The 14,342-nt window shown below is 44.7% G+C and carries 12 protein-coding genes; 6 read left to right on the forward strand and 6 right to left on the reverse strand.

What is annotated here, in order from left to right; genetic code table 11:
* The first annotated feature begins 280 nt into the window (after nt 1–280).
* Nucleotides 281–925, forward strand: a complete 645-nt coding sequence (locus tag FTU46_RS11500) for a HEPN domain-containing protein (RefSeq protein ID WP_180105024.1) — start codon at nt 281–283, stop codon at nt 923–925.
* A 6-nt stretch (nt 926–931) separates the two neighbouring features.
* Here FTU46_RS11500 and FTU46_RS11505 read toward each other — a convergent pair whose 3' ends face one another.
* Nucleotides 932–2,119 carry an MFS transporter gene (locus FTU46_RS11505; protein ID WP_180105025.1) on the reverse strand — a complete coding sequence of 396 codons (1,188 nt, stop codon included), beginning with the start codon at nt 2,117–2,119 and terminating at the stop codon, nt 932–934.
* A gap of 968 nt (nt 2,120–3,087) precedes the next feature.
* On the opposite strand from FTU46_RS11505, the gene FTU46_RS11510 reads away from it, so the two are divergent.
* Genes FTU46_RS11510 through FTU46_RS11520 form a run of 3 tightly spaced genes read left to right on the forward strand, consistent with a single transcriptional unit; the run spans nt 3,088 to nt 5,999 of the window.
* Nucleotides 3,088–4,215 (forward strand): Re/Si-specific NAD(P)(+) transhydrogenase subunit alpha, encoded by a 1,128-nt coding sequence (locus tag FTU46_RS11510; RefSeq protein WP_180105026.1) that lies wholly within the window; start codon nt 3,088–3,090, stop codon nt 4,213–4,215.
* An 11-nt stretch (nt 4,216–4,226) separates the two neighbouring features.
* Complete coding sequence (locus tag FTU46_RS11515; RefSeq protein WP_004783638.1) at nt 4,227–4,550, forward strand: proton-translocating transhydrogenase family protein; 324 nt, start codon at nt 4,227–4,229, stop codon at nt 4,548–4,550.
* A gap of 3 nt (nt 4,551–4,553) precedes the next feature.
* Entirely contained in the window at nt 4,554–5,999 is a 1,446-nt protein-coding gene (locus FTU46_RS11520; RefSeq protein WP_180105027.1) for an NAD(P)(+) transhydrogenase (Re/Si-specific) subunit beta, read from the forward strand.
* Nucleotides 6,000–6,327: 328 nt separating this feature from the next.
* Here FTU46_RS11520 and rsfS read toward each other — a convergent pair whose 3' ends face one another.
* From rsfS to FTU46_RS11545, 5 genes are all read right to left on the reverse strand, one after another.
* Nucleotides 6,328–6,729, reverse strand: a complete 402-nt coding sequence (gene rsfS, locus FTU46_RS11525) for a ribosome silencing factor (protein WP_004783634.1) — start codon at nt 6,727–6,729, stop codon at nt 6,328–6,330.
* 81 nt (nt 6,730–6,810) lie between these two features.
* Entirely contained in the window at nt 6,811–7,599 is a 789-nt protein-coding gene (locus FTU46_RS11530; protein WP_159123083.1) for a hydroxypyruvate isomerase family protein, read from the reverse strand.
* Between the two features lie 41 nt (nt 7,600–7,640).
* Nucleotides 7,641–8,507: an NAD(P)-dependent oxidoreductase gene (locus tag FTU46_RS11535; protein WP_180105028.1), complete on the reverse strand. Its 867-nt coding sequence runs from the start codon at nt 8,505–8,507 to the stop codon at nt 7,641–7,643.
* Between the two features lie 36 nt (nt 8,508–8,543).
* Nucleotides 8,544–9,332 (reverse strand): crotonase/enoyl-CoA hydratase family protein, encoded by a 789-nt coding sequence (locus FTU46_RS11540; RefSeq protein ID WP_005233879.1) that lies wholly within the window; start codon nt 9,330–9,332, stop codon nt 8,544–8,546.
* Nucleotides 9,333–9,434: 102 nt separating this feature from the next.
* A complete protein-coding gene (locus FTU46_RS11545; protein ID WP_180105029.1) occupies nt 9,435–12,242 on the reverse strand; it encodes an ATP-binding protein in 2,808 nt (935 codons plus the stop codon).
* Between the two features lie 331 nt (nt 12,243–12,573).
* Between FTU46_RS11545 and cysM the strand changes: the two genes are divergently transcribed.
* Nucleotides 12,574–13,503 carry a cysteine synthase CysM gene (cysM, locus tag FTU46_RS11550; protein ID WP_034702431.1) on the forward strand — a complete coding sequence of 310 codons (930 nt, stop codon included), beginning with the start codon at nt 12,574–12,576 and terminating at the stop codon, nt 13,501–13,503.
* A gap of 17 nt (nt 13,504–13,520) precedes the next feature.
* Nucleotides 13,521–14,339 (forward strand): 3'-5' exonuclease, encoded by an 819-nt coding sequence (locus FTU46_RS11555; RefSeq protein WP_034170844.1) that lies wholly within the window; start codon nt 13,521–13,523, stop codon nt 14,337–14,339.
* Nucleotides 14,340–14,342: the final 3 nt, after the last annotated feature.

Raw genomic sequence — 14,342 nt, forward strand, 5'->3', positions numbered from 1 at the left:
TAAATGAAATGGAAGAGTAATAGCAGTACAAGAATGAGCAGGAATTGCTGGAAATCTGCTCAAAAAAGCAGTACTGCAAAAAGAGGGCGTAATACTAGCATAAAATTTGCATGACCAAAGGCTGAACTGCATGAGGAACGATAACTGTCATTCCAATAAAAATATTTAACAAGAGAAATTGTGGGAATTGAAAAAATAAACTCCCAGTCATTCTGCAATGCTATATTTTGAGATATTTAAGATTAAGATAAAGAAAACGAGATAAATAAGGAGAATAACGATGCTCATGTTGGAGGAGATTTATAAAAGCAAAAAACCTCAGCATTCAGACTATTTTAATTTACGGATTCAACGGGGACTTAGCTGGTTTAAAAAAGCATTAGAGTTGGATCAGGAATTAGAGTTTAAGTTTATTAGCCTGTGGATCAGTTTTAATTCGATCTATGCACAAGAAACAGAGGTTCGTCAGGATCAACAAAGCCTGCATCAATTTCTGGAAACCCTCTGTCAAAAAGATGTGGAGCAAAAACTTCAGCATATTGTCTGGGAAAAATACAGCCAGCCAATTTCTACACTGCTGGATAGCCCTTATACCGATCAAGGTTTCTGGGATTATCGCCATCATAAAGTCAGTCTGGAAAGCTGTCGTGAAGCATTAGATCAGCAAAAACAGAAAATACAAAAAGCTGTTCAAGAGCGGAATTTAAGTGAAATCTTATTGGTGATTTTTAACCGTCTTTCCACCTTGCATTATCAGCTTATGCAGGGCGGTGCGACTTATCAGAGCTCATTTAACGTCAAACAGCTCCAAGACAGTTGCCGGGTTCTGGCCGGGTTGCTGCCCACTTTTATCTGCATTCTTTTGGAAAATGCAGCGACTTGGGATTCGGGTAAACCTTATTATCCCGTAGTACAAGTTAGTTAAATTTGTTTAAGCTCTTGCTCGATGTTGCTGCCATTGATCCATCAGCGCAAACAGGGTGGCACATAGCGCCAAGCCAAGTCCAAACAGACAGGTCATGCTCCAGCCACCATGATGCCAGGCATATACCCCCAGAGCTGAACCACAGGCACCACCAATAAAATACAGCGTCATGTAAATAGAGTTCAGTCGTGATTTGGCATCTGGGCGCAAGCGGAAAATCACGTTCTGATTACAGCTATGAATAATCGCCAGACCTAAGTTAATCAGGGCATAACCCAGAATATAGCTGAGCAATGATACGCCACCAAAATATAAAAATAGCCAGCTTCCTGCCAGAATTGAACAGCCAATCCAGGTCAGGATCTTGATATAACCACGATCCGCCCATTTGCCAATAACCTGAGTCGACAGCGCACCAAAAACACCAACTAGTGTTACTAGGCCCACTATCACATCAGAAAGATGAAAAGGTTTCTGGGTCAGCAGCAGGGCAATGGTTGAAAACAGCATACTCATGGCGGCAAAGGCACATGCACCAATCAGGGAGCGTAAGCCCAGTCGCGGTTCCTCACGCAGTAGCATACCCATCGATTTAAAAATTGCTGCATAGCTGATACGCATACGCGGCATGCTGGGCAATTGTCCTTTTAAATAAAAGCCCAAAACCAGCAGTGCCATACTACTGAGCGCATAAATGGTTTTCCAGTGAAACAGGTCAGAAAGCAATCCGGCAATACTGGTCGACAATAAGATACCGACTAATAAGCCACTCATGAGAAAACCGACCACTTCTCCGGTTTTTTCAGGTCGGACAGCCATCGTAGCTAAAGGAATCAGAATCTGGGCAGCAACAGAAAATAGCCCGGCAATAATAGTCCCCACCCAGAGCATCGGCAGGTTGACTGCTGTAGCACAGATCAGCAAGCCTAATGCGGCACCAAACATCAAGAAAGGAATGAGTCTGGACTTATTCAGCATGTCTCCCAAAGGCACAATAAACAGCAGGCCCAAGGCATAAGACACCTGCGCAAAGGTCACGGTCAGCGCCACTTGGGATTCTGGTACCTGATAATATTGCTGAATTGAGGAGATAAGCGGTTGGCAATAATAGTTTGCACCTGCACATAAACCACATGCGATCGCCATCAGCCATAACAGAGATTTATTTTGACTGATATCGAGAGGAGGAGACATGGCAAGTACCTTAAGCTCAGGGAGAATTTTTATAAAGAACATCAAAGATGATGCAGAAGTTGCAGGCACTATAGGCGAAAACCCATCAGGATAAAAGTAGAAAAATAGTGCAAAGTGCTCGAACTCATAGAAGAGAAATGCCACAAAAAAGTACGTTTCTGGATGGAGAAGAGATGAAAATTCGCTAGAAATTTAACTTTTTCACTTGAGAAAATGTACGTGAAAGCGCTTTGTATTAAGTCATCTCATTTAAGACCAAGTGACAGAGATCAATCTGAATCAGTGATTGCCCAAAATTGGTGCAAAATGAAGAGTTCGTAAATCTGACAGTGGACTGAGTATTAATATAATAAATGTTGCAGAATATTTTTTTCACCTATTTCAGGCAAGTCTTAAGACTTGAGCTGAATAAGTCAAATAAGTGAATCCTAAATCAATTTTTTCATCATTAATTCATATTTTTTATGAGTGAAAAATGAAAAAGTTATAGGAAAACAGTATTTTTAGATCTTAAAAATGAATATTCCAAAGTAGATTAAATTTGTCAAAAAGGTCAAAAACAGAAAACTGCCCTAGAAAAGTGCCCTAATTTAGGCTTTATCAGTTCATTTGAAATAAAGATTTGCTGAGCAGAAAAAATGAAATATCTGTCAGAATGATCAATGTAACAAAATAAAACAAAAAGTAATCTAATAAAAAATAACCAGGAAAACAGTCATCGTTCAAGAGAATGAATATCGTTTATAAATTCAGCAAATCAAAATAATCAGGCTGAACTAATAAATGCTATATGACAGCATCATTTTTATGAATCGTCAGTTCAAAATATGGGTATTTATTAAATAAATAATAGGTAGTAATTTCTAGAAGTTTAATTAGAATCCAAAAATTCAACAAAAACACATCCTGAGGGGAAGCACCGTAAATCACGGTGTTTACTTAAGAAAAAATTAGCTTGAGGGACGCTCATGCAGATTGGAATTCCAGCCGAAACTGTCGTCGGTGAAAATCGCGTCGCTGCGACGCCTGAGACAGTAAAGAAATTGATCAGCGCTGGTCATAGTGTGGTGATCGAAGGTGGAGCAGGTGTTAAAGCTGCTTACATCGACAGTGCCTATGAGCAAGTTGGTGCCAAAATTACGGATGATGCCTACACCGGTAGCCAGATAGTTTTGAAAGTTCGTGCACCGAAGGGTGAGGAAATTCAAAAGCTGTCAGCCAACACCACGGTTGTAGCGATGTTTGACCCATACCGCAATACCGAGCTTGACCAGTTCGCGGCACAGAATGTGTCTGCATTTGCTCTTGAGCTTTTGCCACGTACTCTATCACGTGCGCAAAACATGGACGTATTGTCTTCGCAAGCGAACCTTGCAGGTTATAAATCAGTGCTTTTAGCTGCTGCTGAATATCAGCGCATGTTCCCTATGCTGATGACAGCGGCAGGTACGGTAAAACCGGCTCGTGTCGTGATCATGGGTGTCGGGGTAGCAGGCCTTCAAGCAATTGCAACAGCGAAACGCCTGGGTGCAGTCGTAGAAGCAACTGACCTTCGTCCGACTGCCAAAGATCAGGTTGAGTCTTTGGGCGGTAAATGGCTAGACGTACCGATGTCTCCTGAAGAGCAGGCACGTGCTGATGAAGCAGCTAAAAACGGTTATGGCTGGATGCCAGGTGAACAGTACATCAAGGATCAGGCAGCGATTGTCGATAAAGCGGTATCGAATGCCGATATCGTGATTACCACTGCCTTGTTACCAGGTCGTGATGCACCACGCTTAATCCGTGCTGAAACTGTAGCCAAGATGAAACCAGGCTCAGTGATTCTGGATATGGCAGTGGAATCAGGCGGTAACGTGGAAGGTTCTAAGTGCGGCGAAACTGTTGTGACTGAAAATGGTGTGAAGATTCTGGGTGTTCCAAATATTCCATCAACGGTGTCGACTGAAGCGTCAGCGCTATATGCACGTAACGTGTATAACTTTGTTGAAACACTTTTTGATGCAGATAAGAACTTTGTCCTGAATCAGGAAGATGAAATTCAAAAAGCCCTACTTGTCACTCACGGCGGCCAAGTGCTGTTAAAACGTGGTTAAGGAGCAGACTCATGGTTGAAACAATTACGATTTTCGTCCTGGCCATCTTCGTGGGTTACTACGTGGTTTGGGGGGTAACACCAGCACTACATACGCCATTGATGGCGGTGACCAATGCCTTGTCTTCGATCATTATCGTGGGCGCAATGATTCAGACTGTTGGTCTGCCAATGGTGGGCGTTGAAGGCAGCGTGGATTTCCAGACCATTAACGTGGTGAGTGTACTGGGGGCAATCGCAGTATTTCTGGCGAGCATTAATATTTTCGGTGGCTTTGCCGTGACTGCACGTATGCTGGAAATGTTCAAACCTAAGCAAAAGAAAAAAGAGGGTTAAACCATGGAATTTATTCGAGAGTATGCGGATTGGTTCTACCTGATTGGCGCCGTTCTTTTTATCTTAACGCTACGTGGTTTGTCTGGTCCTAAAACTGCAATTGCAGGTAACCGCTACGGTATGATTGCCATGGCGATTGCTGTAGTCACCACATTCTTTGTCGCTGAAAATCCAGTAGTCTGGATGATTCTTGCAGCAATGGCGGCGGGTGCAGTAGTGGGTATTGCGCGTGCACGTACTGTACCAATGACCCAGATGCCAGAAACAGTAGCACTCATGCACTCACTGGTGGGTCTGGCTGCGGTACTGATTGCAGTTGCGGCAATTATCCATAACAACAAGCTGGTTGAATTGGGCCCGGACCTGTTAACTGCAAATGGTGTGACTTTCCATGAAATGAGCAAGGTTCACCTGTTTGAACTGTTTGTGGGCTGTTTTGTGGGTGCGATTACCTTTACTGCTTCTGTATTTGCATACGGTAAGCTGGCTGCAAAGAAATGGGCAAAAACCATTTCAGGTGGCTGGGTAAAACCGGTTCAGGCTCTGATCTTTATTGCAATGCTGGCAGCAGGGATTCACTTCTTCCTGACAGGTAGCATGACATCTTTCTGGGCAATGACTGGTCTTGCGCTGGCATTTGGCTGGGTATGGATTGCGCCAGTTGGCGGCGGTGATATGCCGGTTGTGGTTTCGCTGTTGAACTCATTCTCAGGCTGGGCAGCAGCGGGGATTGGTTTCACACTGGAAAACAACATGCTGATCGTTGCGGGTTCGCTGGTTGGTTCTTCAGGTGCGATTCTGTCTTACATCATGTGTAAAGCGATGAACCGTTCAATCATCAATGTATTGTTTGGTGGTGCGATGGGTGGTGCAGCTGCGCCGACAGCTGCTGCGGGTGCACAAGTGCAACGTAACTACCGTTCAGGTTCTGCAGATGATGCTGGCTTCCTGATGTCAAATGCAGACAGCGTTGTCATTGTACCGGGTTATGGTATGGCGCAAGGCCGTGCACAAAACGCAGTCAAAGAACTGGCAAACTTGCTGAAAGAGCAGGGCGTGACTGTACGTTTTGCGATTCACCCGGTTGCTGGACGTATGCCAGGTCATATGAATGTATTGCTTGCAGAAGCTGATGTTCCTTATGAAGACATTCTGGAAATGGATGAGATCAACTCGGACTTCCCGGCAACTGACGTAGTACTGGTTATTGGTGCAAACGACGTTGTAAACCCGGCTGCAAAAGACGATCCGAACTCACCGATCTACGGCATGCCAATTCTGGAAGCTCACAAGGCGCGTACCATCATGGTCATCAAGCGTTCTATGGCGACCGGTTATGCAGGTCTGGACAATGACTTGTTCTATAACGACAAGACCATGATGATTTTCGGTGATGCGAAGAAAGTTGTGGAAGATATGACTAAAGCGATTAATGGTACAGGTCACTAAGACTTTCCATTCGCTGGATCATCTTAAATCCTCCTTTTAAAAGGAGGATTTTTCTATTTAAATAAGAGAGAAATTTTCCCTCCTATATAAAAGATTAAAAGATGAATCGGGAAGAATTACAAAATAAAATTAGCTACGGTGTTTTATTTTTAGAAAATTGGTCTGGATAAAATTGCAACAAAACGTTTAAAAAAATAGGCTGAATGATTAAATCTAATCGAAAAGTGAATTTATTAAAGTTGCTGATCCATGAATTTCCTTTTTGATTTAAATCAAAGGATATAAAAAAAGCGACCTACATAGGTCGCTTTTTTTGAATATTCGATATTTATGCTACAGAATCTGCAGGATTGCGCCATAGGCTTTCTAGGTCATAGAATTTACGCGCTGTAGGCAGCATGCAGTGCACTACAACAAAACCTAGATCAATCAGGATCCATTCTGCATCACGTTCGCCTTCGATACCAAGCGGACGGAAACCTGCTTTACGTGCTTCTTCAGCAACATTATCTGCAAGTGATTTGATATGACGGGTTGATGTACCGCTTGCAATCACCATGGCATCTGCCACGTTACTGATGCTAGCAACATCAAGCTGAACAACTTCTTTAGCCTTTACATCTTCGAGGGCTGCATGTACAACTTTCAAGCATGCGTTTACTGCTTGTGCATGAGAATTCATAGTGTGATCGTGAGAATTAGAAGCGCTGGGCGATGGTTCTAAATTCATAGGGAGTATAATTTCCTAACAATTATGCATGATCTAATATAGCGGTTTTAGCCCAAAATTTCAAATGCACATTCCGCCGCTTTAGTCATACTCCGGGAAGAACTGTTCTTTCCAGCCAAAGGATTCTTCCGAAGTCCCCAGAGGTTTATATTCGGCTGCGACATAACCATTGTATTGGCTATTCTCTAACCATTGAAAAATCTCATAATATGGAATGGAAGCGGTATTGGGTTGATGACGCCCCGGGCAGTCTGCAAACTGGATATGACCAATCTCTGCAATATTTTCTTTTAAGGCTTCAAGTACATCTTCACCCATCATGGCCATATGATAACAGTCATATTGCATTTTCAAGGCAGGATGATTGACAGCTTCCAGCATCTCCTGAGCTTGGGCCACATTCTGAATCAGGAAACGTGGCATGTCCTGACCGTTGATCATTTCAAAGACCGGCTGAATCTGATAATCAGAGAGCATGGAGCAGGCAATTTTCAGATTACTCGCCAAGGTGTTCAGGCAAGGAAGCAGGTCACAATCCAGTGGCTGTTTGCCGGCCAGAATATTGACACTTGGCACATTCAGAGCAGTCGCATATTGAATGGCCTGCTCTACAGCATGACGAAACTCGATTTCCTGTCCAGGAATACCGGCCAGACCGTGTCCACCTTGCATCAGATCACCGGCAGGCACATTAATCAGGCAGATGTCCAGATCATGCAACTGAAGCTGCTGCTGAATCTGCTCAATGCTCAGTTCATAGGGAAACTGGATTTCCACATGTTTAAAACCGTGCGCATGAGCCAAGGCAAAACGTTCTAACAAAGGTACTTCCGTAAAAATCATGGAGAGGTTAACGGCGAGTTTGGTCATGGACTTTTCCTTGCTCAAGGCAGAATATTGAAATGAAATATTTAATGGTCTACGTGCTTGATTACAGTAGCCAGATCGGCCTCAGCAAATCCGTCTTGCTGATGGGCTTTGAGCTGAGACAGGGCCTGGCTTGCCACAGGGATATCCAAAGATAAAGTAGCAGCCAGTTGCACCGCATTGTTCAGGTCTTTTGACAGTGTCTGCACTTTCCATTGCACGGGTTCAAACGTCTGGCTGGCCATACGTGGGGCCAGAATCTGAAAAGGCTTGGAGTCAGCAAAACCACCGGCTAATGCGGGTGCAAGCAGGGCAGTATCTACACCGGCACGATCAGCCAAAGCTACTGCTTCAGCAATCAAGGTGCTATTCGCTGCCACAATCAGCTGATTACAGATTTTAGTCGCCTGACCGGTTCCCGTATCCCCCATACGAGTAACACGTTGTGAAAGCACCTTATAGATTGGATCAAGTGCGGTAATAGTTTCTGTATCACCACCAGCGAAGATGACTAGCGTGCCTTGTTCTGCACCGGCTGTACCGCCAGACACAGGAGAGTCAATCCAGATCGCTTGTTTAGCTCGGGCCTGTTCAGCTAGAGTTTTGGTTTGATGTACGGAAAGACTGGAAAAATCGACAATAACCTGTCCAGCCACCAGATAGGGCTGAATCTGCTCAAAGACCGATTGCACTGCGGCATCATCTGCCAGACAAGTCAGAATAACCGGATAATTTGCAATTTGATCTAGAGATAGCGGAGTGGCTCCAAGAGCAAGCAAAGGATCGCAGGCACTGGCCGTACGGTTCCAGACTGCAACTTGAAAACCTGCTTTTAGCAAGCGGGTTGCCATACGACTGCCCATGAGTCCCATACCTAAAAAGGCAATTTTGCTATCATGATCGAATTGCATTTTATCTCTCATCTTTTGATTTTGCTTCAGCCATAATTATCGATATTGACGTGGCACAAACTGCACGTCCGGATTTTTATCCTTCTTGCGTGCCAGTTGACTGTTTTTACCGAGTAACAGTTTAAGCTGCCAGATTTTTTCCATACGCAATGACTTGTTGGGTTTGTGCTCCATCGCATCCAGCACAAATTTAGAGGCCATCAAGGCATCTGGAGAGCGTTGTAACATTTCTTCAGCCAAAGCTTGTGCTTTTGCTAATGGCTGTTCATCAACATGGGTGATCAGGCCAATTTCTTTGGCATAGGCACCTTCAAAAATACGTGCGGTTAAGGTCAGCTCTTTGGCCAGATCAATCCCGATCAGACCTTTGAGTGAACGCGTTAATCCCATGTCTGGTACTAGGCCCCAACGAGTTTCCATAATTGACATTTTGGTCGCAGGGTGAGCGATCCGGATATCCGCAGCCAGCGCAAGTTGCATACCTGCACCAAAGCAGAAACCTTCAATGGCTGCAATGACGGGGACAGGCAGTTCCTGCCAGACCAGAAAAGCTTTCTGGAATAAGCTCTGTCCAGGACGGATCAGTTCCCAAGCCGCATAGGCCCGATTTTTAGGATTATTTAAATCGGCCAAGTCAATGCCGGCACTAAAGACCTGCGCTTCACCGGTTAAAATGACACACCGCACTGACTTGTCTTTTTTAATCCGGTTCGCAATCTGCACCAGTTCACGCAGCAGGGCAAAGCTCATAGCATTACGTTTGTCTGGACGGCTGAGAGTAACCGTGGCAATTCCATTATTTTTTTCAAAGCGCACAAGTGACATGGTATTCATCCTTAATTTTTCTGTAAGCGAGCATAGCATGAGCAATCTGTGCTTGCATGACAGCGCAGTCATACAGATATGAGTGATTAAAACAACAATGATTTAACCACTATGCTTGTTTAAAATTTGCTGAGCTGCCTGTTCTACCTGCTCAATCACTGCTTTCAGTTCATCCAGATATTTCAGTACTTCCTGAACAAAACTGTCATCGGCCTTACGGCGTTCCTTACGCAAGGTCGAGACAAACTGCTCAAAACTTCCGGTAACTTTTTGCAGAGTCGGTGTGCCGACATAACGAGTAGCCCCATAGAGACGGTGCAAAACATGTTCCAGCTGCGGAAAATCTTCCAGCTCAATTAATTGCTCAATTTCATCCAGCTCTTTTTCAAAACTGTCGACCAGCATGCTGAGCAGATCGACGGCCAGATCTTCTTTATTGGCCGCCAGTTGCAGGCTTTGCTGCCAGTCCAGAATATTCGGATCCAGCGCATCAATGACATTGGCACGTTCCAGCACCGGAATCTTTTTAAAACTCTCAGTCGTCCAGTGCGTCAGGATCTGCACGATCTGATCAATCTGAATAGGCTTGGTGACATAATCATCCATACCATTTTGCAACAGTTTTTGCTTCTCATCGGAAAGGGCATGTGCCGTCAGGGCAATAATCGGCAGACGCTGATGATTTTCAAAAGTTGATTCCAGTGAACGGATTGCACGCGTGGTATCGATACCGGACATCACTGGCATCTGGATATCCATAAACACCAGGTCAAAGGACGGCAGACCCTGTTCATAACGGCTCTGGATGATATCAATCGCTTCCTGTCCGCTAATGGCTTTGGTCGTGGTGACATTCAGTTCGGCCAGTAAAGCTTCCAGAACAATCAGGTTCGGCAGATGGTCATCAACAGCCAGAATATGCAGTCCCTGACCATTAAAGTCTTCATGCTGTTCCTGATCGAAGACAGGTTGATTACCAAGTAGCTGAATCAGAGCACTACGACTCAGTGGCTGATGCAGGGCACGGGCACGATGATCATTCAGCATGCTCGGATCCAGCTGCATTTGATAACCATACACAGCCAGATGTCCCTGATAGCGAGAGCGAATCTCTGTCAGTAGAGCCTGGCTATCGCCACTATGGTCAACAATTAGCCAGGTATTCTCAATATTCTGTAAATGGTTCAGACGACTGAACAGATCCAGAATGGAAGTCGATTCAATATGTTTAACGCGATAATTTTCCAGATAATGTCTTAAGACATTCGCTGTTGCCGGATGGGCAAGATAAGACACAACGGTCAGATCACTGAAGTCCGGATGTTCATGAACAATATCTTCATCCACCGGGAATTGGGCAGTAAACCAGAAGGTTGAGCCTTTTTCTGTTGGTGCACGTTCCTGGTTATCTTCAAAGCCGATTTGACCATGCATCAGGTGAACCAGCTGTTTAGAAATGGCCAGTCCTAGACCTGTACCACCGAATTGGCGGGTGACCGAGGTATCGCCTTGCGAGAACGATTCAAACAGTTTCTTGCGGTCAGTTCCGCTCAGGCCAATGCCGCTGTCCTGAACACTAAAATGCAGCAGACATTGTCTGATATCATCATGCTCCATGCGTGCCCGAACAATGATTTCGCCATCTGGAGTAAACTTGATCGCATTGGAAATCAGGTTGGTCAGAATCTGCTTGAAGCGTAGTACATCACCAATCACATGTTTTGGCACATTGTCTGCAAAGTAGAACGCCATATCGATATGCTTCTGTGCAGCCAGTGGTGAGAGCATGTCCATCACATCGAAAATGGCTTCTTCCAGATCAAAAGGTGCGGTTTCCAGTTCCAGTTTGCCGGCATCGATCTTGGAGAAATCCAGTACATCATTGATTAGGGCCAGCAGATGCGCAGAAGATTTGCGGATGGTCTGTAAATACAGGCTTTGCTCATTGCTAAGATTGCCTTGACGCAGCAGCAGGTGAATAAAACCATCAATACTATTTAAGGGTGTGCGTAATTCATGGGAAATATTGGCCAGAAACACCGACTTGGCCTGGTTGGCCGAAATCGCCTGATCACGTGCCTGACGATAAGTAATATTTTGAACTTCTAAAGTATCTAGAGTACGGCGCAAATCATCTTCAGTCTGTTCGGTATGCTCGCGCAATTCCAGAAAACTGAAATGCAGACGTTTCACCACATTGGCAATATCACGCTGCAAAAGACGCAGTTCACCGGTACTGTTAATCACCATATGCTGATCTAGGGTGTCGGCATTCAGGCGTTGTAGCTGCATGCGAATCTCATACATCGGTGCAATCCAGCGACGAGAATAGAAATTCAGACATAACAACAAGAGCAATAAGGTCAATAAGCCGGTCGCAATCAAAACGATCAGGACCCGGTAGCGGGCAATTTCTAAGGGCTGATTGTCCAGTTCGATCGCCAGCCAGCCTGCATTCATGCCATTTTCATTTACTTTGACTGCATAAATATGATTGTTTTTATCTAAGATCGGGCCAACAAAATTGCCGTCTTTTTTAAAGTCCGGCCAAGGCGCCTGTTCCTGAAACCCAATACCGAGTTTACTTTTACCATTTTCATCCAGAATAGCCGCACGAACCAGATGCTTTTCATTCAGCATATTTTGCATGGCGTCATGAGCTTGTTCATATTGCCATGGATAAAGGCTCAAAATGTCCAGCGCATATTCAGAAGTGGCCTGAAAACGGGTCAGAATCGCAATGGCCATCTGCTTTTGCTGGGCACGTGCGGCATTGGAAGTTTCCGAGATGACCAGAGCAGCACCAACACAGGCCAGAATAGTAATGGGTACAAAAATCAGTGCAATCAGCTGTCCATAAGCATGATTTAAGTGTAGGCGTTTAAACAGCTTTTTGTTGATATTTGACATGATTCAAGCAGTATTTTCCTTATGCTTTGCATATTAGCATGCTTTAAATCTACTGTTAAAATTTCAGTATTATTTTTCTAAAGCTCCAGATTAACGCAGAAAATAAGAACCATTGCGCTGAACAGTCATTATGTGTGTTTAAGCAAATCTTTTCAGGGGGAGAAGTGAGCTAAGTCACTGTCACGATTGAGGAGTTTTATCAAGCTAAAACAGGGCGAATTGGCCGTGCTGATCGTGATCTATACAGTTTTATGCAAAAGCACTGCTATAAATGGGTGCAGGGAAATGCATTTTTTCATACAATAGCCGCACCTCGATATAGGTGCAAATAATGAGTAATACCACCCCTGATTTTCAAGCAGACGAATTTTTACTGGACCATTATGTAGGCAAAACGCCACTGGTGCGTTTGCAGCGTCTGGCTAGTCACACTCAAGCCACAGTACTCGCAAAACTCGAAGGAAATAATCCGGCAGGCTCGGTCAAGGACCGTCCAGCATATAACATGATCATGCAGGCGGAAAAGCGCGGACAGATCAAACCGGGTGATACCTTGATTGAGGCGACCAGCGGAAATACAGGGATTGCATTGGCGATGGTTGCGGCCATGCGTGGTTACAAGATGCAGCTGATTATGCCGAATAACATGAGTCAGGAACGTAAGGACGCAATGCGTGCTTATGGTGCTGAACTGATTGAAGTGACCAAAGAGCAGGGCATGGAAGGTGCACGTGATCTGGCCTTGCAAATGCAGGCTGAAGGTAAAGGTCTGGTGTTAAACCAATTTGGTAACCCGGACAATGTCGAAGCGCATTACCTGACCACAGGTCCTGAAATCTGGCAGCAAACAGGTGGCAAAATTACACACTTTGTCAGCTCAATGGGTACGACCGGTACGATCATGGGCGTGTCTAAATATCTGAAAGAAATGAATCCGGATATTCAGATTGTGGGCCTACAGCCATCTGATGGTTCTAGTATTGCCGGTATCCGTCGCTGGCCAGAAGAATATTTGCCAACGATTTTCGATCGTAGCCGTATCGACCGTATTATTGATATTCCACAGATTGAAGCGGAACGTACCATGCGTAAACTGGCGCAAAAAGAAGGCATCAGTGCCGGTACTTCTTCTGGCGGTGCAGTTTGGGCATCCATCAAGCTTGCAGAAGAAAATCCGGATGCAGTGATTGTATGTATTATCTGTGACCGTGGTGACCGTTACCTGTCTACAGGCTTGTTCTCTGTACAAGACCCTGAATAATTTTTGAGAAATCTTTTATGCGCCTGCCTGTTTTAACTTTCGATATTGAAACTCAAACCGATCTTAAATCAGGCGCGCATCTGTTTGGTCTGGATTTGCCTGAGGCGGATCTGGATCAGGCCTTGACCAAATTACGCCGTCAGGAATCAGGCTCGGACTTTCAGCGTCTGCCTTTGCATGAAATTGTCTGTATTTCCGGTTTATGGATGGATGAACAGGGCATGCGCCTGTTTTCTTTCAGCCGTGAACAGTACAGTGAAGCAGAGATTTTAAAAAAATTCTTATCTATTTTTGACAAGCGTCATCCGACGCTAGTCAGTTGGAATGGCTCACAATTTGACCTGCCGGTTATTCTTTATCGGGCCATGTATCATGGTTTATCTGCCCCAAGTCTGTTCGATCAGGGCGAAATCGATACGCAAAAGCGTTATAATAACTACCAGAATCGTTACCATCAGCGTCATGTTGATTTGATGGATGTTATGGCCATGTTTCATGCCCGTCATTTTCAGAAACTGGATGATGTTGCTCATTTACTGGGTTATCCAGGCAAGCGTGGTGATGGTGGCTATCATGTACCTGAATATGTACGTAACCAGCAATGGAACGCACTCACCAGCTATTGCGAAGGTGATGTGCTCAATACCTGGTTGGTCTATATTCGCTGGCTGTTGCTAAAAGGCCAGTTGATGTTGCCTGATTATCAGCATCTGGTGCAGAGTACGATTCAATACCTGCATACCCAGCCGCAACATGCAGATTTTTTATCAGTCTGGCGTGAAACCTCACAAAGAACTGAATTTACCCGTTTTGATTTTCCCATCTCCACATCCTAGGTT

It is taken from the genome of Acinetobacter sp. YH12108 (assembly GCF_013419055.1).
Classification (GTDB): domain Bacteria; phylum Pseudomonadota; class Gammaproteobacteria; order Pseudomonadales; family Moraxellaceae; genus Acinetobacter.